Genomic DNA, 25,490 nt, shown 5'->3' with positions numbered 1-25,490 from the left:
TCACATTAGATTTCCGCACAACCCCATTCAGGGTAATGCTTGCGAATATAAGCATTCAGCTCAATTTCAGACTGAGAGTAATGACGAGCATGATCGTGCGCATCACCCACCGCATAAACCATACCCGCACCTACGGTGACGTTTGTATAACGGTCAATCACGATGAAAGCACCTGTTTGCGGTAAAGTTTGATACTCATCTACCGCAACTTTATCGTTCAGAGCAATCGAAGTCAGTGCAATTTCATTTAAGTCTAACGAATCACTCTGTTCAGCATGCTTCTCTAGGGTATTCACATCCACTTTATGAACCACTTCAGTGATGCGACCAGCACATGATTTCGTCGCAAACTTGAAGGTGTACTCTTTGTGTGTACGAAGTGGATTTTCATCCATCCACACAATGTGACCTTCTAGCTTATTCGTTACTGCAGGCTCATGCCCTGTATGGACAAGCATATCACCACGAGACACGTCGATCTCATCTTCAAGTGTAATAGTAATCGCTTGGCCTGGATAAGCTATTTCTAGCTCGCCATCATGAGTGTAAATAGACTTGATTTTAGACGACTTACCTGATGGCAATGCTGTAATTTCATCGCCAGGCTGCACCACCCCAGAGGCCAAAGTGCCACAGAAACCACGAAAATCAAGGTTAGGTCGGTTTACATATTGCACAGGGAATCGCATCTGCTCAAGATTTTTATCTTGGTCCACTTTTACCGTTTCAAGCAGCTTCATCAAAGTCGCACCTGGGTACCAATCCATGTTTTCACTTGGCGTGACAACATTGTCCCCTTTCAGTGCTGAAATTGGCACAAAACGAATATCATCGATATTAAAGTTCTTCGCCATTTCACGGTAATCTGCTTTGATCTTCTGGTATACCTCTTGGCTGTAATCCATTAGGTCCATCTTGTTAATTGCCACAATAATGTGCTTGATGCCTAACAAAGAACAGATATAACTATGACGACGAGTTTGAGTTTGAATACCGTAACGCGCATCCACCATCACGATCGCCAACTCACACGTTGAAGCGCCAGTTACCATGTTTCGGGTGTATTGCTCGTGCCCTGGAGTATCCGCAATAATGAACTTACGTTTATCTGTAGAAAAGTAACGATAAGCGACATCAATCGTGATGCCTTGCTCACGTTCAGATTGCAGGCCGTCAACTAACAGAGCTAAATCAAACGCTTCATCAGTGGTATTAAACTTTTGCGAATCTTTTTCAATCGCCGCCATCTGATCTTCATAAATCAACTTGCTATCATAAAGTAGGCGACCGATCAGTGTTGATTTACCATCATCTACGTTACCACAAGTAAGGAAACGAAGAAGATCCTTGTTTTCATGCACTTTCAGATACGCTTCGATATCCTCAGCAATTAAATCTGATGAATGAGACATTATAAAATCCTTTCATTACGCGATATAAGCCAAGATGTAAGGTTCACCCCTATTCTCAGCCTCACGCCTCAAATTAATTTAAGAGTAGAAACTCTCTAACTTTTGAATAAATTCTTGTTTAGCGGAAGTGGGCAACTGATTAATACCTGCAGCTGCTTTTCGACCACCACCGGTTGGAAATTGCGTACACACTTCATCTGCACCAGTACGATTATTAAGTGGTGCGCGAACACTCACTGTGTAATCTTGCTGGTTTTGATTAAGCGTTAAAACTGCATGAGCTTTGTCTGGCGATTGGTTCGCCAATGCATTCCCGAATACGCCACTAATTCGTCTTGCCCACGCTTCGCATGGCAGTTCATAGACTTCCGCGATATCACTATTCTCTAGTGGATTTAATACCGCTAAGTGCGCACTGTCGGCTTCATAACCTTGTTTTAGTACGTAGTATGGTGATGCCTGATCTTGGATCAGTTCAAACGGCGAGCCATATTGCATTAACTGGACAAAAAGCTCCGCCGGCGGGATATGCAAATCCTCAACCGTTGCACCATAACCGTTATAGTTAATTAACGTACCAAGCTCTTTGAGAAATTCTCGTTGCTCTGCATTTAAACCCACTTGGTCCGCCAGGGCCTCTGCGCTAGCAAATAAGTTATCACCGTAAGCACCTGCCACAGCCCATTCTGCATAACGACCAGCTAGATGTTGATTAATCAGCAAACTAGTACAAATCTGAGCATCTAAGTTGACCAGAGCAGTAAAATTATTTGCTTGCGGAACTTCACCTGTACGATGGTGATCACAATAAAAAACCGGAATATCACGCTCAATCAACTCATAAAGAGCATCGGTATTTTTCTCCATTGAGATGTCTAATACCGTCACGCCACTTACATCTGATTGGGCCGCGACTTGCTTGAGCAGTTTGATATCACGTTTTACGCCAGTAATTAACTTTGACGTTTTAGGCTCTGCTTTACGTAACTGAAGCAAGGCAATAATGCCATCCGCATCCCCGTTGAATACATCGTAATGCATCATTAAATATACCCAAGTTGTTGTAACTGATTAACGACAGCTTCTGCACATTCTTCTATAGACTTATTCGCTGTTTCCACATGGATCTCAGCCTTAAGTGGCGCTTCGTAGGCCGAATCAATACCAGTAAAGTTTTTGATCTCACCAGCACGGGCTTTCTTGTATAGCCCCTTTGGATCACGTTGCTCACAGATCTCTAAAGGAGTATCGATAAACACCTCCAGAAACTGGCCTTCCGCCACCAATGAGCGCGCTTGCTCGCGGTCAGAAATAAACGGTGAAATAAACGCAGTCAATACCAGAGTACCGGAGTCAACAAACAGCTTGGCCACCTCACCAATGCGGCGAATATTTTCAACCCTATCTTCATCACTGAATCCAAGGTCTTTATTTAGACCGTGACGAACATTATCACCATCAAGCAGGTAACTGTGTTTACCCAAGCTCAGTAGTTTGCTTTCTACTGCATTTGCAACTGTCGATTTTCCCGAGCCACTCAGTCCAGTAAACCAAAGCACAGCTGGTGTTTGACCTTTCAGTGATACTCTATCTTGGTGCGTTACTGTCGTGTTGTGCCACACCACATCATTGCTCACTGAGTCGTTGTCTTTACGCTCGTAGGGAGTGGACATTAGAAATAACCTTCGCGTTTTTTCTTCTCCATCGAACCTGCGCTATCGTGGTCAATGGCACGGCCTTGACGCTCTGACGTCGTCGTTAGAAGCATTTCTTGAATGATCTCTGGTAGCGTTGTGGCTTCAGATTCTACCGCACCTGTTAATGGGTAGCAGCCAAGAGTACGGAAACGAACCATTTTCTCTTCAATCACTTCGCCCTCTTTAAGCTCCATACGCTCATCATCAACCATAATTAGCATGCCATCGCGCTCAACAACAGGACGCTTAGCTGATAGGTATAGACTCGGGATTTCGATACTTTCTAAATAGATGTATTGCCAAATATCAAGCTCTGTCCAGTTTGAAAGAGGGAAGACACGAATGCTCTCACCTTTGTTCACTTTACCGTTGTATACATTCCAAAGCTCTGGGCGCTGATTTTTTGGATCCCAGCGATGGTGTTCATCTCGGAATGAGTAAACACGCTCTTTCGCGCGAGATTTTTCCTCATCACGACGTGCACCACCGAAAGCAGCATCAAAACCATGCTTATCTAATGCTTGCTTTAAGCCTTGAGTTTTCATGATATCTGTATGCACTGAACTGCCATGAACAAATGGGCTGATGTTCATTTCTAAGCCTTCTGGATTTTGGTGTACGATCAACTCCATACCCAGTTTTTTCGCCATGTAATCACGAAACGCAATCATTTCCTTGAATTTCCATGTCGTATCAACATGCATCAATGGGAATGGAGGAATCCCTGGTGCAAAAGCCTTTTTAGCAAGATGTAGCATGACTGAAGAATCTTTACCTACCGAGTAAAGCATAACCGGGTTATCAAACTCAGCGGCAACTTCGCGCATAATATGAATAGACTCAGCCTCTAACTGTTTCAGGTGAGTCATACGTTCTTGGGAAATCTTCATTCCTAACTGTTCCATTAATTAGAAGGTTCAAGGTTCAAGGTTCAAGGTTCAAGGTTCAAGGTTCAAGAGCTTAACCTCTAACAGCTAATAATAAGCAGACCTGTCCTTTCCCTTGTCTCTATTATAAATATCCATAAATCACGGCGATGCTGCCGACCGTGATCAATCCAAATACCAAACTGACGGGCAAACCGACTTTAATAAAGTCAGCGATACGATATTGCCCCGCATTATAAACCATTAAATTGGTTTGATAACCGTAAGGGCTAACAAAGCTAGCACTGGCACCAAAAGCGACTGCCATAATAAATCCGGTTGGATCGACGCCAAGGCTACTCGCCAGTCCTATCGCAATGGGAAATACCAGAGCTGCCGCAGCATTATTAGTGACGAGCTCTGTCAACCACCAAGTAACTAGGTAAACCACACACAACCCCAACAAAGGCGTAAAGCTTTGTTGATGGGTATCTATTAGTTTGTCTAACAAGTCTGTCGCTTGCGTGTTTGAAAGCGCATAGGACAATAGAAGTGCTGATGAGATGATCAGCCAAATCTGAGTTGGCAGACGCTGCAAAATCTCATTAGGTTTTAACGTATTGGTTAAAAGTAATACACCTAAAAACAGTAACAAACTCTTAAAAAGTGGAACTAAACCCAAAGCAGATAAAGCTATAGAGGTAACAAAACCTAACACAGCCAACCGCTCTTTGTTTGGAGTGAGAGTGCGTTCTGTTTCGACACCACTCACAAAAAAGAAGTTCTTATTCAAGTTGTGCCTAGATTTAAAGTCTTCACCCACTGCCAACACTAAGTTATCACCAGGCTTTAGCGTGACATCACCTAATTTCCCCGATAAGCGCTCACCATCACGTTTAATCGCGACCACCGCAGCATCAAATAGGGCACGAAATCCTGCATGTTTGAGTGTCTTACCAACCAAGCTGCTCTCAGGTCGTACAATCACTTCAGAGAGATTATCCAATGGTAAGCCATTTTGGTTGGCGAAAGACTCTAAGCCAGAAAATTGATTGAGCAAGGTAACTTTTTTAATATCGCCACTGAAAAGCAACCTATCACCCTGCTGTAAAACTTGGGATGGAGAAACAGGCGAAATAAGATGCCCCCCCCTTTGCAGCTCAACCAGAAACAGGGCTTCTAAGTTCCTCAGCCCATTATCTTCAATAGAGCGACCAATCAATGAAGAACCCGCCATCACTTTAGTATCAATAAAATAGTCGGCAATTGCTTTGGTATGCTCAAAGCGATTAGGCAACCAGCGACTTATCAAAAACAAAGTAACGCCACACCCTACCACTAAAAATGAACCAATCAACGTAAAATCAAAAAAGCCTAATGCTGGCAAGCCAGACTCTACCACCATAGAGTTAACGATAAGGTTCGTTGATGTACCAACAAGCGTTAGCGTACCACCTAGAATAGCTGCATAAGAAAGAGGAATAAGCAATCGGCTGGGAGCGTGGTAAAGGTTTGAGCGTATCGGAGCCAACATGGCAGAAACGACAGCAGTGTTGTTAAGAACAGCAGAAGATAGCGCACTAAATGTGAATAAATTTAACCACGAGCGGATATAACTAGGTCTAACAACGTAATTGGCAATTTGGCGTAATATCTTAGTTTTTTCCAGTGCAAGTGAGCACACCATCAACAGTATAAGTGTCAGGACACCTGTGTTAGCGAAACTCGCGACGACTTGCTCATTAGTAACAAAGCCACAAGCAAATAGTACTAACAATAAAACACCAAACACTCTTTCAGGTTTGGACTGAAACTTTATGAGGCCAGCTATAGTAAATGCAAACAGAGCTAGGACTATATGGGAAGGTTCAAGGTTCAAGGTTCAAGTTCATTAAAAGTCAAGAAGGTACAAGATGGCAGCCATCTTCCCTAAAGGGTCTTATACACGTCTAGCGCTTCTTCTAGATCATCGTAAAACGTTAGTTCACCCTGATGAAGAATAACTGCACTATCACAAAACTGGCGAATCTCTTTCATGTCATGACTAACCATGATTACGCTAGCGGTTTTACTCTTCTCCAACAAGGCATTTTTGGCCTTTTGCCTAAACTTTTGATCTCCGACTGAGGTCGCTTCATCAATCAGATAGATGTCAAAATCGATAGCAACACAACAACCAAATGCTAAGCGAGAACGCATACCACTGGAGTAATTTTTTACGGGAAGATCATACTTAACGCCAAGTTCCGCAAACGCCTTCACCTTTTCTTCATACTCATCTAAATTAGCAACGCCATTCACTCGTCCAATAAAACGGGTATTTTCACGCCCTGTCATTTGCGGGTGAATACCTGTCGCAAGCGCAACAGGCCAAGAGAGCGCTTTATCCGTAACCACTTTCCCCTTATTCGGGTACTCACTACCTGCCAATATACGGAAAAGTGTCGATTTACCAGCCCCGTTTGAGCCGAGTAAAGCGACATTGCGCCCTTCAGGAAAGGTGAAAGATATATCCTGAAAAATATATTGATTACCTAGGTCTGAAGGGTAGTATTTCGTTAACTTGTCTAGTTTAATCACATCACTATCTTAACTTAAACTTCATCACAACAAAAATAAGAAGCAAGCCTACTATTGTTCAACTCACCATCTAAAGTTATTTTTTTCACTACATTTATTAAATTGTTAGCCGTGTTAATATCATTTAGTGACTTGTAAAACAATGCCTGAGCAACAAAGTAATCTACTAAAATATTCTTACACTCCTCAGAGGTTAGGTTAATAATCTTGGTCAATTTTTTAACATCAACACCTTGCCACACCTCCTGCAAGCTAAAGATATTATTCCGTTCGAGAAAAAACTTTTCCCATGCTTCTCTCACTGCCGTATTTTTTTTTGCTGCCACATCTAAGATTAGCTCTTTGTGTCTTTCATTAATCTGAAAACGCCTTCCAGAAAACCTTGACAGTAAATCTATGTTAGACTTGTACTCTGAACCCAAAACAGGAACACCAGTATTAGACACACTATTCTCTGTGTAAAATTTAATCATTTCATACGACTGAACACTAAGGCTTTTATTTTTACTATATTTTTCATTTAACCTTAGCAACGAAGAATCCATACCTAATACGTTAGAGAAGAAGTAACTTTTAATTCCACCTTCATAATTACATGCCAAATCGTAATCATGCTTATATAATTTTGATTTATTAAAAACACGCTTCAATTCATCAATGTGTATGTATTCATTACTTGGCATATTTGAGGCCATACTATTTACTATAGCATGTTCACTCTCCCCATTTTTCACTCTTTCTTGAATAATACTTTGAATAAAACTAAATTTTGAACGAGTAAAGTAATGGAACTCAAACTCAATAGGCTTAATCGAGAGAAGCTGGAAGTGATTTCTGAGTCTAACCAAAGCATCATAGCCAACTATTGATAAACCTTCTCCAGAAATTAGCATCACTGGAGAATCCTTCGCTTGAGAGTGTAGCGTTTTAAGTGTAGCTTTGAAAAAATCATCCCGTTCATTATTGGTCATTTTATTTGATATATTCAAGTGGTAATCAGATGGGCTACTAAGAATCAAATTTAATATTGGCCAACTATGATTAGAGAGTGCATTCCTACGGGCATAAAACTTAGGATATGAAATTCCACTCTTTTTCAACCTTCTACTATTTCTTAAAAAATCAAACTGTAGGCTGGTTGTTCCTGTTTTGTGTAGACCTATATGAAAAATTACCTTTTCTAACATTCAAGGATACCAGAAATAAATTCACACTCTACTTAGGATTTTAATTCTACCCAGCGGTATAATTCATTCAAACGACCAATGTCATGTGTATATTTATTCATTATAATCTCTGACTCAACTCTAGATAAAATCGTTTCCTTCATATTGGTTTTAAATTTCACATTTCCCAACAGTTCTATTAGCTTTTCCCTAACTTCCGAATCATCAGATATGTTATCAAAGTGTCTAATTATTGGTGCGATTTCAAATGGCATTGATAAATTAACCTTATCACCTGGATTGAATGATTCAGAAACATCGATGCCAAACAAGTTAAAAAAAGAACCAACAAAATTATTTTTATTATTCGTATAATCTAGCAAGTAGATACTTTCTTTCCCAACCAGGTTCGACCATTTATCAATAAGTAAAGGGTATCTAATATTATCAACTTCTCTTCTACAATATTCCAAGAAGTTCTCATCCTTCCTTATCCCCCACTGAACTTTAACTCCTTGCATATAAGAAGATAATAGATATTCGGAATAACTCCTAATCGAAAACACAACTTTAACGCCTATACCTTTTGATCTAGCGCTTTCAATCATTTTACGGATATGCTCGTGAGTATCTCGGATGAGGAACTCTGTCGAAACAATCGTAGAACCTTTACGCTTACTAACAAAATCTAGTAAGAGCTCCCATTCTGAGTTGAACTTATCTCCATTAAACCCAGGATGAATTGATGAAAAATAGTTATGTGCTCCACCATAAATTCCATATGGTGAGAAACAGGCCTCTCCATTGTTACCAAGAGGAAGTTTAAGGCCTATCTCTTGTATCTTACTGGTTGCTGTTTTCCCTATCCCTGGGTGAAAAACAATTGTTTTTTCTTGGTTTAAGATATTATTGTACATTTATTACTCACCTAAAAATGGGTAGCGACCAAACTGACTGATCAGTGGCCCCCATTTTAAAATCTGTTGTTCGTTTAAGTCATTGCCGTTTGCAAAAGGATTCGTCCATCCCGCAGCTTGCCACTTGTCAATGGGATTCAAAATGTGAAGGTTGGCCAAGCCAAAATCGCCAGGTAGCTGTGCATCTGCTACAGCATTATCACCAATGTGAACAAATTGGGCTTTATTCTTAAGTAGTTCATTAACATGTGCCCACATAGTCCCGTTGTCTTTCCTTAGGCCCATCTCAGAGGAAACAAACAGTTTATAACCATTGGTTACACCTGCTTTACGTAACATGAGGACTATTTGATACTCGGTGTAATAAGTATCAGAAATAATGTAAACCTGCTTACCTAGCCCAATCAAGTGATTGAGTACATCCACGACTTCATCTTTGCTTTCAATCATTTCAAGATCGTAGGCAAACTCTAGCTCTGCGAACTGTTTCGCTTGTTCGTCATCCCAACCTTGCGTTGCCGCTAATTTTTGGTATGTCTCGAAAATAGAGACATCTCCTTGAAACTTTTTGTCTACACGAACTTGGTATTCCGCTTGATTACGCAGTTCCACAAACTGATGCTCAGACTCAAATAAGCCGTCGCTCACCAGTTGTTTACCTAAACGCAACTTTGCATAATCGGGAGCGTAATGGCTACGGCGAACAAGCGTGTCAAACACATCAAAAGAGATAATCTCAAACGGCTGTACTTTATGCACAAGCTGCTCTTTACTGCAAACGTAATTTGCAAAAACATAGCTCTTATCTTGCGTAAAGGTGGCGAGTTCTGGATGATAGAAGAGCTGCGAATAGCCATTGCGCTCAGCCAATAAGCCAACGCATCGTTCCAATGCGTGCAATGGGGAGCCATCATTTGGAAGGGGCTCTTCAGGAAAGTCTGTATATTGGTGCTCTTTGTCTAATAACTGTTTAATCGCCGCAGGCTTAGCCCAGAACATCCCCCCTACCGGATATGAGATAAACTCGGAATGGTCTTGCAGATCCCACGCTTCATAAAATTCACCTTTATATGGTTTATTCTTCAACCAATGGTTCACCCAATCAGGCATCATAGAAAATGAAGTCGGGTAATAAACACCGCACTGCTCATCATCTAACATTTGTGTCATCATTTTTGACAACACATGATGATCATTAAGCAAAAACTCACCGAGGTAATCTGCCCATTGAGTTTGCGGGCGCCCTGAATAAAGCGATTTTTTAGAATGCAGGTGACAAAATAAATCATAGTCGAGTAGTGAACGCCCAAACTCTACGAGCATTGGACCAAAGTTACGTCCGCGGTTTGGAACTTCAACTACTTCTACATTTCTTACGGAACTTAGAGTACCAAGCTGTTGTTCTATTTTACTTTGATACGATTTATCACTAACGCTGATAAATAGATCAACACTTGTTGGGAAATCACGTAAGCATTTCGCGTAATAGTCAATAAAGTCTTCATAGAATATGTGCAGACAGACCGCGACCTTAAGTGTTTTCAACCTCTCGATATCAGGAGTAATTTGAATCTCCGATGTCGATGTCCAGCTAGGAGTATACGGTTGAACGTTCCTGCCTTCACTGTGACCAACACTTAAATAGTGCGCCAACGGGCTCATGTTTGTATGGTAAACATCCAAGTTTTGTTTTTGGTACGCTAAATTTGAGAAGCTAGGGCTTGGACTGACAGAAGAAAAGGTACTCTTGTGTAAATAGTCACTGAACGCATGTTGTTCACTTTCAAATGCGCGTTTTTGTACGTCGCTGTACCATTGGTAATCAAACAACCCATGATGTTTTGCATCTCTTAGTAGTTGCTGTTCATCAAAATTTAGCGCAACACTTCTACCATTCAGCTGCTTGGTCAATTTGCTTAACTTACGATTTAGCAGTCGCCTTTCGACTCGAACTGCCAAATTCATCATTTTCGGGTTATGGCGTAACGTGCGCTCGATACGAGGGAAACGTTGTTTAATGAGTGCTCGGTAATTCATATTTTCAAACCAAAAAAGTCGATTCCATTAACAGTCCCTTCACTGGCGATATCGTCGTCAATTTCAAACAATGGCCAACTATCTCTAGGTAACATACCTTTTTTGCTCACAAACGCACTGTAGAGGGATTCAACTTCTTGACGAGAAAAGTCAATATTGTGCTTAACATTGTAAGCCATTTGCTCAAATGCACCTTTGCAGATCGTTTCGATCAAATGAAAGTTATGTTGAGTAGAGACTTTACGCCCGTAGTAATAATCAAAAGTTTTGCTTGGTAATGGGCTAAAACGAATATCTTGAAACTGGCCAACGGGTGCTGTAAGCAATCCTTCCAAAAACATCGAACGATCCAAAGGAATATACCCTCCACCAAGCTTAACGCCTTCTTTGAGATAACCTGTCATTCTTGCCGTATGGCCTGCAACCAGCTTTACCCCTGGATTAGAAGCAATTAAGTAGTGCCCATTGGTGTCAACTTGAAAGATAAGGCTTAGCAACGTTTGAATGGTTCCTCCGTAGCCAATATCAACAATATCGACACTCTTATGATCGAAAAATCCCAGCGATTGCAAATACGCCTGATACGCTTTGCTTGACTGGGAAATAACGGGCTCTAGCTGCTCTAACTTGTCTTCTAGCACAGTGGAAACTTTGCCTAGGTCAGCTGGGAGCATCACTTTCTTAGCTTGCTCTTTGCTTGATAAAATCTGCTTGATGGTGGGATCACTCAACATAAAGCGAGTTCTAAGGAGTTCATACATTGAGCCAGCAAATTTGAAGTTGAGTGAATAATCGTACGTGGCTGGGTTTAGTAAGCCGATTTTGAAAAGAAACGCGCGCGATACCAACATATAGCGGGTATTTACAGCGGTTTGCTGCGCTTGAGCATATTCACAAAATGAACGCTCTAACCAATAACCTTCTCGAGCGAGAAAAAATAGCGGACGTTCTTGAGGTCGGTTATCAAGCAGATGTTGATGAAAATAGCTCAAAACGGGAGAAAGGAACACAGCACCTAGCTGCTGTAGTGATTCGATAGCCATTTGTTCATCCAATAATAATTTTCAATTTCTTTGTTATCGTAAGTTCCAACTGACGAAAATACCTAACAGTAACAGCTCTTAAAGCAACATCATTATCAAAAAACCAACATTAACATACATCCACTTATTTTAACGTAAGTTTAGTTTCATATTCCAATAGCTTTTGCTTTATGAAAGGGCCTGTTGGTCGAAGAGCGTTAGCATACTTCATTAACAAATATGCTTTATTTAAATCATGATTTTCAATAGACAAGGCACCGTCTCTGATAGCATCAATTAATTCTGGTGTAATACTTTCGTCCTCGTCACTATTTAGCTTCAACTTAATTATGAAATCAAAAGCATTCTTAGATAAACTGCTTTCACATAGAGACAGAAAAACAGATTCAAAAAAATGTGAATTAAGCTGTGCGAATTCAATAACCTCTTCCACTTTCGTTGGTATTTGTTTCCCTACAAGTAAAACCCCTAACCCATGACAAAAAGAAAAATTATAACTTGGATATTGAGTTGAGACTTCACTCCAAAATTTATTCACTCCAAAATTTTCTTTCTCTACCAAAGTATCATGAAACAAAACAACACCATGATCACTCATTTTTGGAAGCCAAGTTTCAAAATCTTCTCTAACTGCTTCGTAAGTGTGCAAACCATCAATATGCAGTAAATCTATAGACTCATCTTCAAAATCATTTACTGCATCATTAAAAGACATTTTCTTCAACGTAACAATAGAGGGATAATTTCTACAAAAAAAACCTTCAACTTCAATAAATATATCTTCAGGAAATTCCCCCATGTGAAGGTCGCCTTGCCACATGTCAATCCCATATATTTTCGTATCAAGGTTATGCTCTAAGACTGATTGGCTAAAAGCGTTTAAAGAATTACCTTTATAACAACCAAGCTCGACAATTACCTTTGGCTTCATCCAATATGTCAAGTAGTAGGCAAAAGGTATATGGCCAACCCAATCATATGAGGACGAATCCAATCTTTTAATATTTTCGATTGAGCTAAGATTCCCTAACACAATATACTCCTCTACAATTCAACATACTTCTCTCTAATACACCTTAAGTCCGACTCATAAATACTACCAATTTTTTCAATTAGTTGTTCTTTCATTTTTCTGCTACTGAAGTCTTTGTAGTTATTGGAAAAAGCCACCATATTTGATATAAAAGTTTGCCTATTGGCAGTTTTGTCGTTTAATTTATCAAAGGAAAATATAATATCAACCACATCTTCAATTATTGATAAGTTTTTTTTATTATTAGCAATCTTCAACTTTGAAGAATCAAAACCAATTGAAGAAAAAAACACCCTTATGAAGTCCATCTTATTCTTATCATAGTCGATGAATTTAACACAATCATATTTTGAAAACTTATCCAGCAAGACAGGAAAGTTAAAACCATCACCCATCCTTGAATAATAATCCAATATACTTTCTGAGTTAATTATTCCATAGTTAACCTTTACCGCCTGCAAGTAAGAAGAATAAACCAAATCCACATAATTCCTGACTGAAAATACAACTTCTACTGAATCAAAAAAAGACTTAAATTCACTAAGCAAAAAATCAATATGAGCTTGTGAACTATGCACCAAAAACTCTGAAGATAGTATATAAACAACATTCTTCTCATTACCGATAGCACATACTTCATTTTTTATCTGAAGTATATTATCTTTTATATTTCCTGCTGAGAAACCTGGATAATTATCTGCAAAGTAATGATGGGCATGTTCACTATCAAGACCAACATTTGGGTATATATATATTGTATTGTCGGATTCAAAGTTTGAGTTTTCAAATAGCCCATACTGGACTGCTGAAGTAGCAGTCTTACCAATACCTGGATGAATTATTAATTTCCTAGTCACTATATCCCCCTTTCATATAGAACAATAAGGAGCTAGCAGCCCCTTATTGACAGATAAATCTTCAATACGGCATATACAAATGCTCTATCTCATAACTAACCAAAGCGAATCCAAGGTTATCTGACAAAGATGGAATAAACCTCTCAAAAGCATGTGCCACCGTGCCGTCAATCGCTCCCATTTCTACTCCAAATAAATCTCGATTCACGTCAGAAATCAGCAATTTTTCCGCAAATTCAAAGTTAAACCAAAACATTGTCCCTGCAATAAATGGGATATCATAATTTATAGGACAATTATATACCTGAGAAAGCTTCTGTAAGTTATTTACATTATCCACTAGCGTTGCACCAGACAATGAATAAAGAAATGACTTTGGCGATACAATCCCTACATTGCTATTTGTAAAAATGTCCGCCACCTCGATAAGCGCTTTTTCACACAATAAACCTTTGTATATTGCATTCCTCCAACCATTTCCTTTGGACAAATGAGTAGACTTCTTCGAATGAATTTTCAAACCGTACTTATAATCTAAGTTTCGAATATTCTTCAAAGTCTGCAAAAATGGCCAAACATCTCGTCCCCTATTCTCACAAATAGTAACCTGCACAGGCTCTAATGACTCTATTAGTTTCTTTGCACAAGGCACCGAAAAGGTTTCCGGTAAACTAATAGCAACATCTAGACCATAGACTTCTCGGGCTTTCTTGATGCAAAGAACAATTTCTTCCACTAGATCTTCATAGAAAACATGAGCAACAACAACTGCATCATTTTTTTTAGGAAAAGATATTTCATTGGCTAAGTTTAGCAATTCATTTTTTTTTTTTGCTTTCTCATTTATAGTTGAACGCACAGCATTTAGATACGCGTAACCGTATTTCTTATCAGGTTCCAGGTATGTACCTTCTGCCCATTCATTCCAAGCATTAACAAAGACAAATTGCCCTCCCTTAGGATGAACTCGTTTAGACCAATCATAACAGCCACTCAACCATTTCTGAAACTTGGAAGGGCTTGCTCCATGGAATACGTTACCTCTACCAGGCTTACGCGCGCTATTATCCCAAGCCGTCATTACAGTGGGATAATACGCTTTTGATTCTTTATTTTCGCTCTGAGACTCTAGCCGTTCTAAGGAGAAATCCACTACATCTTGGTAGTCGTATACTGCTCCCTGAAAATCTTCATTGTAGAAATCAAGTTTTGAATTTATTTGACCTGCAACAATATTATGAGGAGGAAATTCCACCAAGCCATCAAAACCTAGCTCAGAGTATTCTCGAAAGCCAAATGAGTTTGTTGCAACCATATGTAAGCCTGGTAAGCCTTCTTTCTTGGCAAGCTCACGCCACAGTTTTGTCAAACCTTTAATGTCTGGAATAATGTCAGGACGATAAATTACGATAAATGGTTTTCCATCAACAGTGAGGTAGCGCTGGTCTTTGAAATGTCGCAAGAGATCATAAAATACGGCCTCGTTGTCATCCTCACTATGCTCTTGAGCAATCAAAATGTCATTTTCAGAGCCGTCCCATCTTCGACTCCAATTCTCATTTGCCCAACATAAACAGAAAGGAAGGTCCAGTGAGTCAGAGTTGTCTAAATATAGATCTATCGGACGCTCCATTAGTCGATGTCCAGCAAACCAATAGTAATGGAAACAAAAAGCCTCTATTCCATGCAATTTCGCCATTTCGACTTGTTCTTTCATTACCTCGGGCAAACGTAAATCATAATAACCGAGATCACTAGGCAACCTCGGCTGATAATGGCCTTCAAATTGAGGTATTGTTTTTGCAACATTGCTCCATTCTGTAAACCCTTTTCCCCACCACTCATCATTCTCTGTAAATGGATGAAATTGAGGGAGGTAGAAAGCAACTACTTTTGGGGCGTCTTCTGATTTGTTCACAGTAGCCTCTATTCTAGGTGCATATTCTGGAGAACGCCCACCGTCAATATGAACTCTTTGCATTGACCTATAACATTCGCTACTAGCTGTCGCGTTAATCTCATTTATCCCTCGAGACCGACCTTCATACTGTCCCCAAACTACGTAGTGATATAGTGGATTAAGGCCAGCATCAGCAACATCAGGATGCTCATTTAAATACCCATAAGAGTCAAAATCTTCACTAGGATTGCGTCCTTCGGACCAACCATAATTTAAGTAATGTTCAAAAGGTGAAATAGGAGCTTCTTTTACATCTGGATAGTTCTCTATATAGTAATTTTCGTCAAAATAAGTTTGGGTTAGTTCACAAAGTTCTAGGCTATATTTTTCTTGATCGTATATCATCGTCATCACCGTTATCGAAGCTCTTTCCACCAGTTTTCATTAGCAAGGTACCATTCGACGGTTTTCTTGATACCACTCTCAAATGACTCATACGGCTTATAGCCAAGCTCTCCATTAGTCTTAGTCGCATCAATTGCATACCGGCGATCGTGACCAGCACGATCAGTGACGTAAGTGATTAAATCTTCAGATTTTCCTTGTGCAACAGTGGTTGCTTCCGGGTAACGTGCAATAAGCGAGCTATCATTTGCAAATGCTTCATTCATTAGCTCGCAAACCACTTTTACAATATCGATATTCGCCCACTCATTGTGGCCACCGATGTTGTAGTTCTCACCTAAACGCCCCTTATTGAGAACCAAATCAATACCACGGGCATGATCGGTTACATATAACCAATCGCGGATTTGTTGGCCGTCTCCATAAATAGGTAGTGGCTTGTCATGCAGAATGTTAGTGATGATTAGCGGGATTAGCTTTTCGGGGAAATGATAAGGGCCATAGTTGTTTGAACAGTTAGATGTTGTTACTTCAAGGCCATAAGTGTGGTGATAAGCACGTACTAAGTGATCAGATGCCGCTTTTGAAGCAGAGTATGGAGAGTTCGGTGCATAGGCCGTTTCTTCGGTGAATGCTGGATCGTTTGGCTCTAGCGTACCGTAGACTTCATCGGTAGAAACATGGTGGAAACGATGCGGTAAAGGTGATTTTCCTTCCGATTTTGGCTCATCTATCCATACTTTTTTCGCCGCTTTTAGTAAGCTGTAAGTGCCAATGATATTTGTCTCAATAAACGCATCTGGACCGGTAATAGAGCGGTCTACATGAGATTCTGCTGCAAAGTGTACAATAGTGTCCAGCTTATGCTCTTTCAGCAGAGCCTCTACTAACTGTGTATCGCAAATGTCACCATGTGCGAATACAAATTTCGGATTGTTTTCTACAGGATCTAGGTTAGCTCTATTACCTGCATAGGTGAGTGCATCCAATACCACAACTTTATCATTTGGGTATTGTTCTAACCAATAATGCACATAGTTTGCACCAATAAAGCCGGCGCCACCGGTGACCAATAAATTACGTTGCTTTTGAGTCATTTTTTAACTTCTATGTTTAGTTGAAAGTAGAAATAAGGTTCAAGGTTCACACAAAGCGTATGTTGATACCTAATCAAATACCCAGACCTTTATATTTAATAATTTCCAATGCTTTTTCCTTGAAGGAGCGAAGCGAGGCCCTTTTAACTTTCGCCTTGTTCCTGTAACTTCAATTCATCCATCATTACGGATAGTTGCTGTTGCCAGTGAGTGGTTTCAACACCACTTGCCTTCTCTGCGGAGGCTTTGTCAATTACGCTAAAACTTGGGCGCTTCGCTGGGGTTGGGTAACTGCTAGCAGGAATAGGGCGAATAGGAATGGCTTTATCAAGCATGTCTTTCTTAAGCGCTAATTCTTGAATTGCTACTGCAAAGTCATACCAAGATGCCACACCCGCGTCTGTCCAGTGGTAAATTGGAGTTGAAGAGGTACTTCGATTCAGGACATCTTGTTCCTCGATACCGGAATCATGATACTTGGATAAATCACCACTTTTTGCGACCAATGCCCATATCATTTGAGCTAAGCCTTTCGCCCAAGTTGGTGTACCAACCTGATCATAAACAATACCAAGTTGATCCTTTTCAACCATTAAGCGAAGCATGGTTTTAACAAAATTGTTGCCGTGTGCCGAGTAAACCCATGCGGTACGAATAATGGCCGCTTGATCACCTAAGATCTGGCTGATTTTTAAATCACCCTGAAGTTTAGAGTCCCCATACACGTTAATTGGGTTTGGTGTATCTGCAGTTTGGTATGGTGTAGTCTTAGTGCCATCAAACACAAAATCAGTAGATACATGAATAAGCTGAGCATTGATCTCTTTGCAGGCGATTGCTAGATATTCACTGCCCTTCTCATTCACCGCATAGGCTGTCTCTTTATCTGTTTCGGCTTTGTCTACCGCTGTGTATGCAGCTGCATTAATCACAACATCAGGTGAGTAGGCAATCAAAATTTCATTTACTTTTGCCTGATTGGTGATATCCAGTTGCTCTGCATCAAAAGAAGCAACATCTAGATTATTAGGCACTGTTTGCTCGAGTTCCCAAGCAAGTTGACCGCCTTTACCTGTAATTAAAATTTTCATAAAGGATTCTTTTTAAGATTTATGGGAGTTCAGCTTTGTATAGCTCGTCCCTTTTAACAAAATGAGAAACAATGCTAATTGGCTCTTCCAGTTCGATTGACATACTCGTCCTTGAAAGAAGTAACCTAACCGCCGCCAATATCCGAGTTTACGAAAGTGAGAGAATGGCACATCGACATCTGGCTCATTATTGAACAAGCTCGTAATAGTTTCAGCTTGTTCAACTGCTCGCCAAAAATTCCGTTCAAATTTTTCGAGATGCTCGCTAAAATTCCGAACAAGATAGTTCAGAGAGTAATCTTTTGCGCCAATCGTATTCTTACTATGTTGGCGGTACTTAATTGTTGCTCTATTGATTAATATGACGTTACCACTTAACTGTGCAACAAGGATTAACCACCAATCATGCATAAATGCCTGAGTAGGAATCGGCATCGCTTGCCTTAATAGAGCTTGATTGAACATCATGGTACAACCAGAAGCGACATTCATCTGCAGCAAGCGCTCGGTCGACTCATGCCAGTTAATAGGGATTTTTCTGTATTTAAAAAAACTTTCACAAATCACATTTAACAAATCATCGACAACAACTTTGTCCGTAAAGACTAGTTGAGGCTGATTGTTAGCTTGTAATGCAATTAAAGCTTGGTAGCTCAAGAGAATCTTATCTTTGTGCCAAAAGTCATCTTGGTCACACAACATAATATATTCAGATTGAGCTAGACCAAGCGCATATGAGAAATTTTCTTTCGCACCTTGTTTACCGCTTTTATTAATGTGCCACTCAATCTTTGAATCACTATTTTGAAGATTACACACAATGGCTCTAGTATCATCTACAGAACCATCATCAACCACAATGATACGAGCAACTAAATAAAAATAGTGATCGCATTGCTGAATAGAACGAATTTGTTGCTCTATATAGCGCGCACCATTGTAAGTGGCAAGAATAATATCAATACAAGGCTTAACCATATCGTTTATTTAATAGCTTAATGTAGATATAGTTTCTGACTTTCACATATCGCCAAAGTATGTTGGATATAAGCGCTTTGGCGAGGTGTTTGTGCTTTGCTTCTCCACCGAGGTGATGAATCATCTGCACGTTGTTTATCAATTTACAAGGGATATCCAACAATCGCGCTTTATAACAAAGATCGACATCTTCACAATAAAGAGGAAACAGTTCTTCAAAGCCATTAAGTTGATTAAATGTTGATTTACTCGTAATTATCGCTGAAGCGAAAAACCAATCTTTTCTGCGCTGAAACTGAGCCGTTGACATACCCAATTTCGCGCGGACTAGACGAAAAGCTTGGTTAGCAATATTTGGCCATTCATTATAGTGTTGCTGAACAGATCCATCGCTATTCAATAGTCTTGGGTAACAAAGCTGCATCTGGTCTAAACTTGCTTGTTTTGCATACCAATCGTGTACAGATGTATCTAAAAAACGAGTATCAGGGTTAATGATAAACAGCTGTTCATACTTTGCTTGCTGTATCGCAATATTATTGCCAACCCCAAAAGAAGTTGGCACTTTATTGGGTAAGACACGAATCAAAGAATCTCGCCCTCCGCGATCAAGTTGAGTATTGTATCGCTCGGCAAGAAGTTCAAACTTCCCACTATTTAGATTGTCAACCACAATAAACTCAAATGGAGAACACCAATATTCTATAATCGATGCAATCAGTTCCTCAATATACTCAAGGTGGTCATGAGAAACAGTAACAAAAGAGATGGGGTGAGCAATCACTGTCATTTAAAATTTAGGAGCCTGTTCAAAGCTAACACCTGCTCGGTCTTTATCTGACAAATTAGGTTGTTTACCATCAACCAATGGCCACTCTATCGCGATAGAAGGATCATCCCACTTAACTGATACATCGCCTTTTGGATTGTAGTAGTCGGTACATTTGTAAACAAATTCCGCTTCATCTGACATAACGTAAAAGCCATGAGCAAAGCCTTCTGGTACCCAAAGCTGGCGCTTATTCTCCGCAGAAAGTACAACACCGACCCACTGGCCAAATGTTGACGAATGTTCACGCATATCAACGGCAACATCAAATACTTCACCAGACACAACACGAACTAATTTACCTTGAGTATTTTCTGTTTGGTAATGTAAGCCACGAAGAATTCCGTGGCTTGATTTACTGTGGTTTTCTTGTACAAACTCGCGTTCACCACAATTTTCGTTGAACAGAGAAGTGCGGAAGGTTTCCATAAAAAAGCCACGCTCATCACCAAACACTGTCGGTTCGATGATTTTCACATCCGGGATTTTAGTTTCAATAAATTTCATAACATCAGGTTCCAAGGGACAAAGGACAAAGGACAAAGGACAAAGGAAAACAACTATCTCTTAGAATACTTGTTGGTCCAACAAACCAAGTAGGTATTCTCCGTAGCCTGATTTTTTCAATGGTTCAGCGATCTTACGAACTTCTTCTTCACCAATGAATCCCATTCGGTAAGCTACTTCTGCAGGACTATTCACCTTTAGTCCTTGTCGCTGCTCAATCGCTCGAATAAAGATAGCAGCATCAAGTAGATCATCGAGTGTACCAGTATCTAACCAAGCCGTGCCTCGCCCCATTACTTCTACATTTAATTGACCAGATTTCAAGTACTGGTCAATTACATCTGTAATTTCTAATTCACCACGAGGAGACGGCTTGACGTTTTTAGCAAATTCGACCACGTTGTGATCAAAGAAATATACTCCTGGAACAGCATAGTTTGATTTAGGTTGAACTGGCTTCTCTTCAATTGAAATTGCTTTACCTTGCTTGTCAAACTCAACGACACCATAAGAGGTTGGATTAGCGACATGATAGCCAAATACCGTTGCACCTTGTGCTTGGTTATTTGCATTGCGGAAAGATTTTGCCAGATCGTGGCCATAGAACAAATTGTCACCCAAAACCAATGCTGCTGGTGAGCCCGCTAAGAACTCTTCAGCTAAAATAAAGGCTTGTGCTAAACCATCAGGTGAAGGCTGGACAACGTATTTTAGAGAAATTCCCCATTGAGATCCGTCACCTAGTAAGCGTTTAAAACGATGCTGCTCTTCTTGAGTGGTAATAATACAAATTTCACGAATGCCCGCCATAATTAAGTTTGCGAGCGGGTAATGAATCATCGGTTTATCATAGATAGGCATAAGTTGTTTACTCACAACTTGAGTGAGTGGGTATAAGCGTGTGCCTGAGCCACCCGCTAAGATAATACCTTTACGCCCATAGGGGTTAATCGGTGATTCAATCGTTAAGTTCATAGTCCAACTGGTCCTTTTTTTCTTAAGTTATTATTTAAGCTCACGAATAGTTGAAATGATAATTTTTGCGATCGCAAAAAACATTGCTACCAACGCTGCAAATAAAGCAAGGTTGTAATAAATATCTGGGTACTTACTCTCTTGCGGCTTCGTCGCTGATTCAACGACTATGAGATATTTCAACTGACGATATGCTTCTATCCGTGATTTCTCGAGTGAGACTTGCGAAGACGTGTAAGCTTGCAGCGCCAGTTCCATCTTCACTTTCAAGTCAGTATATTTGGCTAAGATTTCGCTCACAGGAATGCTTTGATTGCTCTCATCGGATAGCTTAGCCCTTTCCTTACTCAACTGCTCTTTAAGCGCCTTAAGCTCATTTTTTAATGCTATTACCTGTGGAGCATTCAGCGTCATTATTCCTTGTAAGCCTTTTAGCTCTGCTTCCTTAGCAGAAATCTGCCCTTCAATACCATAAGTAATTTGTTGCATCGCCATACCTTCAGCAGTTGGGTCAAGTAAGTTGTAGCGCTGCTGAAAGGTTAGTAAAGCCGCTTGAGCTTGCTCTAGTTGTTGCTCAATATTCTTGTGCTCACTTTTAATGAAATCTAGCTGAGCCTCAGCGAGCTGGTGGCCTATAGAGTTGATGTACCATTCCGCCCTATCAACGATTGTTTGAGTCAACTTGTGGGCAAATTCAGGTTCAAATGCTTGGCTATATACATGGACAATACTCGAGTTCGAATCAATATATACCTTCAATCGTGATTGGTAATATTCCAAAAACTCTTCTTGCTTCGCATCCTCACTTAAACGGCTAAAAAAGTCCGCTTGCGATAGTGAGTAGTGCGCACGCAGATTTAGCGTTTCATCAAGGTAGTTGAGCATATCATTAGATAGAATGTATGCCTTAACCAGCTCGGTATCCGAAACTCCCGTATTTGAAACACCAAGCCCTGTTAATACGGCCATTGAAGCATCCATAGTCGCCATTCCATCTGGCTGTTGAACGATGACCTGAGCTTGGCTTTCATAACGCTCGGTTGCTAAAAAAACCTGATAGAAAGCGAATAGTAGCGTTGGAATAACTACCCATGAGATAAAAGCATGCTTTGAAATCAGCTCTATTGCTGGAGAGATATATGTCGCAAAAGGATAAGTGTCGGTAGGTAATTCACCTTCGTCTGCGCTAGCTTTATCTTCAGGGCTTTTTGCAGGTCGACTTTCAGTTTTCAAACCCGCAGATTTATTCGCCTCACCCTGCTGTTTTTTTTGCACCTGAAGGTTCTTTAAGTTAGTCACTCGAACTAAAATGCGTTTTGCTAGTTCCGGATCTTGAAATTCCAACTGCTCAGCTCTAGCAACAAGAAACTGAATACTATCAAAATCTTGCTGCTGCACGCTGTTTTTAAACGCCTGAAATCGCTGTTCTGTTGTTTGTGCTGTCATTGCTTATATTCTTACTAGGCTAACTAAATTGAAGCCCATAAAATCTGCCTAAACCAAGCTGCACAGTGCAACTTTTAACTTTTAACTTTTAACTTTTAACTTTTAGCGACTTATCGCTTGCTTCCAGCTTATTTGATAACAAGCCAAGGCAAAAAATGTCATGACTAGAGTGCAAATATCTAGGTAGAAGTAGCTCACCCCTGCATCACCATATTGAGGATACGCAGCGAAGCGGGATAGCTCTACAGCGTGCAAAAGTGGATTCCAAGTCAAATACTTCCAATATTCCATCGGGATATCTTGAAGGCTGAAAAAGATACCCGAGATAAAAAATATTGGCCGAGTGATTAGTTGTTGGATTTTCGCTATTTCCGGTACATAGCACTTCGCCAGTGATAACAGCAAACCAAATGATGTAGCTATCAACCATACTCGAAGAATAATCAGGATCACTTCAAGAGGATCATCTATCTGCGCTTTTATTTGAGCAAAGTAGCCAATTATAGCCAACAAGATAACTAGAAAAAACTTCGTCAATAGCTCAAAGCCTGATATCGCAATTAATGAGCTGATCGGTTGCACTTGCCTAAATGCATATAATGGTTTGTTTTTTTGGATAGAGTTTGATGACTTTTCAACAATCCCTAAAAAAAACTGAACTAACACTACACCATAAAGCACAAAGAATATGGTAGGCATACCGTGTGTTTCTGTACCACTCAACGCGCCACGTATCGCCACCATGACGACGACCATAATCATGGGACTTATTAATGCCCAACTTAAGCCGAACTTGTCGTTAAAAGTACCTTTAATTTCCCTAAGGAAAATGGCAAATATGACATCTCCCCATATTTGTAGAATGGAGCGCTTTTCTACCTTTGCCATGGTTACTTAATTACTACGTTAGCTGCCACAGCAATTTGGTAGATTATTTGGGTAATATCTTTTACCGCTTGCATAGTTTTACTATCAACTTTAGGCAGTACCAAAATTTGATCGCCACTCTCGATAGGTCGCTTGCTATCAAACTCTACCAATCCGTTTGCTCGGACAATCGCAATTCGGCTATCTTCCGCTCTATCGGTAAAACCGCCAGCCCAAGCAATGTAGTCATCAATCGTTGCTTTGGAGTTAAACACTACAGCTTGTGGCATCAAGACCTCTCCACCAATTTGGATTAAATCGGTCTTATGCGGAATAACAATTTTATCGCCCTGCTCAAGTAGAATGTTTGCAATGCTGCCATTATCAGCGACAATCACTTTACCAAGCGGTTCAACTTGACGCGCTCGGTCAGTGAACTGCATCACCATTTGCGCTTCTTTAGCACGGATTGCAGCTTCGCCGTCTGATGATGCTGGGGCTGTAAATACACTTCTTTCTAAACGGTTCAAAGACTCTTCAATCATCTCTTTCTGCCTTAAAGCAACACTTTGGCGCAGAATATAGATAGCTCGATTATTAGCCAGTTCGGAATCAACAGGAATATAACTTAAGAGTTCGTGAAGGCGAGTGCGCTTGTTAACCGCGAAATAAGATGGGCCAAGATAACTTCCACTGATCTGTACGTCGATAACTTGAGCATGCAAATCATCATTGAAGATTACTTTATCACCATCTTGAAGAGAAAAGTTCAAGAAATCACTGTAAGGCATATATAGAGAGAAAGGACCACTGTCTCGATTACCTACCACCCCTACATGGCTTACTTTGGCTAATGGACGTGAGTAGTCTGTTAGTTTTGCTCCTAAAGCACTTAATTCTTCAAGTTCAAATCGAAATGGATTTCTAACACCACCCGCTACAGTAATAGCCGACTTCTGAGGCTTAACCAGAATCACATCGCCATCTTTAAAGCTGATATCTGGCATTTCACCACTGCGGATAAAATCGTATAAATCTATTGTCGCTAACTTTTTATTCTGTCTAAGTACAACAATTTCACGGTAACTACCACGCACAGGATCTATACCGCCAGCTCGCTTTAAAAAATAAAGTACGCTATCAGACGCCATTCCAGCATATTGCCCTGGTCTAATAACAGGTCCAGAGAGATATATACTAATAGGTGTCGATGTAAGTAGATTTACATAAACGCTTACATTTGCGGTATACACTTTTCTAATTTGCGAAGTAACGTATTTATTCACTTCACTTGCACGTAAATTCTGAACTTTTACTGGCCCAACTTCTGGAATAAATATATTACCTTGGTTATCAACAGTAACGACATTCGAATAATTTACCGCACCCCATAGCCATATATTTATTTTATCACCAGCTGCAATTAGATAATTATCATTTAGGCCATCACTGCGTTCTGTCTCGTAACCACCAGCAAATAGGTTAGCTCCATACGGTGGTGGTAAGTCCTCACCACTAGATGGCAAAAGTTGCCTTACATCCGTCTCACCCGGTAAAAGAAGATTGTTACGATTTTCTACGCTATATCCGCCACTTTCCAAGACTTGGTTAGGAGAAGTCGAACCCGCCAATGCCGTTGTTTTGACATCAGCCGAAGTCGTTGTAGAAAATTGAGATGCAGCGGCTTGGTATTCAGAAGGGATAGTTACAGCATTGGAGGGGGATGTGATAATCAAGCCTAAGCTAGCTAATGTTTGACTCATTAGCCTAAAAGATAAGTTTTTCAT

Annotated in this window: 22 protein-coding genes; all 22 read right to left on the bottom strand. The window is 40.2% G+C overall.

Going from position 1 to position 25,490, the window contains the following annotated elements; genetic code table 11:
* Positions 1-5 precede the first annotated feature (5 nt).
* The 22 genes from cysN to GVO60_RS16915 all read right to left on the bottom strand — a co-directional run bounded on the left by cysN (position 6) and on the right by GVO60_RS16915 (position 25,490).
* A complete protein-coding gene (cysN, locus tag GVO60_RS17020; protein WP_159656153.1) occupies positions 6-1,412 on the bottom strand; it encodes a sulfate adenylyltransferase subunit CysN in 1,407 nt (468 codons plus the stop codon).
* Between the two features lie 78 nt (positions 1,413-1,490).
* On the bottom strand, positions 1,491-2,453 hold the full coding sequence (locus GVO60_RS17015; protein WP_159656307.1) for a DHH family phosphoesterase: 963 nt from the start codon (positions 2,451-2,453) through the stop codon (positions 1,491-1,493).
* 2 nt (positions 2,454-2,455) lie between these two features.
* On the bottom strand, positions 2,456-3,085 hold the full coding sequence (gene cysC / locus GVO60_RS17010) for an adenylyl-sulfate kinase (RefSeq protein WP_159656151.1): 630 nt from the start codon (positions 3,083-3,085) through the stop codon (positions 2,456-2,458).
* Positions 3,085-3,999 (bottom strand): sulfate adenylyltransferase subunit CysD, encoded by a 915-nt coding sequence (gene cysD, locus GVO60_RS17005; RefSeq protein WP_159656149.1) that lies wholly within the window; start codon positions 3,997-3,999, stop codon positions 3,085-3,087. Before cysD ends, cysC begins: the two co-directional genes overlap by 1 nt.
* A 121-nt stretch (positions 4,000-4,120) precedes the next feature.
* Positions 4,121-5,854, bottom strand: a complete 1,734-nt coding sequence (locus GVO60_RS17000; RefSeq protein WP_159656147.1) for an SLC13 family permease — start codon at positions 5,852-5,854, stop codon at positions 4,121-4,123.
* A 50-nt stretch (positions 5,855-5,904) separates the two neighbouring features.
* Positions 5,905-6,555, bottom strand: a complete 651-nt coding sequence (locus GVO60_RS16995) for an ABC transporter ATP-binding protein (RefSeq protein ID WP_159656145.1) — start codon at positions 6,553-6,555, stop codon at positions 5,905-5,907.
* Between the two features lie 14 nt (positions 6,556-6,569).
* On the bottom strand, positions 6,570-7,742 hold the full coding sequence (locus GVO60_RS16990; protein ID WP_159656143.1) for a hypothetical protein: 1,173 nt from the start codon (positions 7,740-7,742) through the stop codon (positions 6,570-6,572).
* Between the two features lie 32 nt (positions 7,743-7,774).
* Positions 7,775-8,638 carry a hypothetical protein gene (locus GVO60_RS16985; RefSeq protein ID WP_159656141.1) on the bottom strand — a complete coding sequence of 288 codons (864 nt, stop codon included), beginning with the start codon at positions 8,636-8,638 and terminating at the stop codon, positions 7,775-7,777.
* A 3-nt stretch (positions 8,639-8,641) separates the two neighbouring features.
* Positions 8,642-10,675: an HAD-IA family hydrolase gene (locus tag GVO60_RS16980; protein WP_159656139.1), complete on the bottom strand. Its 2,034-nt coding sequence runs from the start codon at positions 10,673-10,675 to the stop codon at positions 8,642-8,644.
* The gene (locus tag GVO60_RS16975; RefSeq protein WP_217358370.1) at positions 10,672-11,718 is read right to left on the bottom strand and encodes a hypothetical protein; all 1,047 of its coding nucleotides are present in this window, start codon (positions 11,716-11,718) and stop codon (positions 10,672-10,674) included. Before GVO60_RS16975 ends, GVO60_RS16980 begins: the two co-directional genes overlap by 4 nt.
* A 124-nt stretch (positions 11,719-11,842) precedes the next feature.
* The gene (locus tag GVO60_RS16970) at positions 11,843-12,751 is read right to left on the bottom strand and encodes a class I SAM-dependent methyltransferase (protein WP_159656137.1); all 909 of its coding nucleotides are present in this window, start codon (positions 12,749-12,751) and stop codon (positions 11,843-11,845) included.
* An 11-nt stretch (positions 12,752-12,762) separates the two neighbouring features.
* Positions 12,763-13,608, bottom strand: coding sequence for a hypothetical protein (locus tag GVO60_RS16965; RefSeq protein WP_159656135.1), 846 nt, complete (start codon positions 13,606-13,608; stop codon positions 12,763-12,765).
* 61 nt (positions 13,609-13,669) lie between these two features.
* Positions 13,670-15,913, bottom strand: coding sequence for a glycoside hydrolase family 99-like domain-containing protein (locus GVO60_RS16960; RefSeq protein WP_159656133.1), 2,244 nt, complete (start codon positions 15,911-15,913; stop codon positions 13,670-13,672).
* Between the two features lie 11 nt (positions 15,914-15,924).
* A complete protein-coding gene (gene rfbB / locus GVO60_RS16955) occupies positions 15,925-17,010 on the bottom strand; it encodes a dTDP-glucose 4,6-dehydratase (protein ID WP_159656131.1) in 1,086 nt (361 codons plus the stop codon).
* 143 nt (positions 17,011-17,153) lie between these two features.
* The gene (gene rfbD / locus GVO60_RS16950; protein ID WP_159656129.1) at positions 17,154-18,101 is read right to left on the bottom strand and encodes a dTDP-4-dehydrorhamnose reductase; all 948 of its coding nucleotides are present in this window, start codon (positions 18,099-18,101) and stop codon (positions 17,154-17,156) included.
* 12 nt (positions 18,102-18,113) lie between these two features.
* A complete protein-coding gene (locus GVO60_RS16945; RefSeq protein ID WP_159656127.1) occupies positions 18,114-19,079 on the bottom strand; it encodes a glycosyltransferase family 2 protein in 966 nt (321 codons plus the stop codon).
* Positions 19,072-19,869: a glycosyltransferase family 2 protein gene (locus tag GVO60_RS16940; protein ID WP_159656125.1), complete on the bottom strand. Its 798-nt coding sequence runs from the start codon at positions 19,867-19,869 to the stop codon at positions 19,072-19,074. The genes GVO60_RS16945 and GVO60_RS16940 overlap by 8 nt, the downstream gene beginning before the upstream one ends.
* Positions 19,870-20,415 (bottom strand): dTDP-4-dehydrorhamnose 3,5-epimerase, encoded by a 546-nt coding sequence (gene rfbC / locus GVO60_RS16935; RefSeq protein WP_159656123.1) that lies wholly within the window; start codon positions 20,413-20,415, stop codon positions 19,870-19,872.
* A 60-nt stretch (positions 20,416-20,475) separates the two neighbouring features.
* Positions 20,476-21,390 carry a glucose-1-phosphate thymidylyltransferase RfbA gene (rfbA, locus tag GVO60_RS16930; protein WP_159656121.1) on the bottom strand — a complete coding sequence of 305 codons (915 nt, stop codon included), beginning with the start codon at positions 21,388-21,390 and terminating at the stop codon, positions 20,476-20,478.
* Positions 21,391-21,420: 30 nt separating this feature from the next.
* On the bottom strand, positions 21,421-22,836 hold the full coding sequence (locus tag GVO60_RS16925; protein WP_159656119.1) for a KpsE/RkpR family capsule polysaccharide export protein: 1,416 nt from the start codon (positions 22,834-22,836) through the stop codon (positions 21,421-21,423).
* Positions 22,837-22,938: 102 nt separating this feature from the next.
* Entirely contained in the window at positions 22,939-23,724 is a 786-nt protein-coding gene (locus GVO60_RS16920; protein WP_159656117.1) for an ABC transporter permease, read from the bottom strand.
* 2 nt (positions 23,725-23,726) lie between these two features.
* Positions 23,727-25,490: a polysaccharide biosynthesis/export family protein gene (locus GVO60_RS16915; RefSeq protein ID WP_225874944.1), complete on the bottom strand. Its 1,764-nt coding sequence runs from the start codon at positions 25,488-25,490 to the stop codon at positions 23,727-23,729.

The sequence above is a fragment of the Vibrio atypicus genome (assembly GCF_009811315.1).
In the GTDB taxonomy this organism is placed as follows: domain Bacteria; phylum Pseudomonadota; class Gammaproteobacteria; order Enterobacterales; family Vibrionaceae; genus Vibrio; species Vibrio atypicus.
Note: the sequence above shows the minus strand (reverse complement) of the source record. Positions and strands in the feature narration are given on the sequence as shown.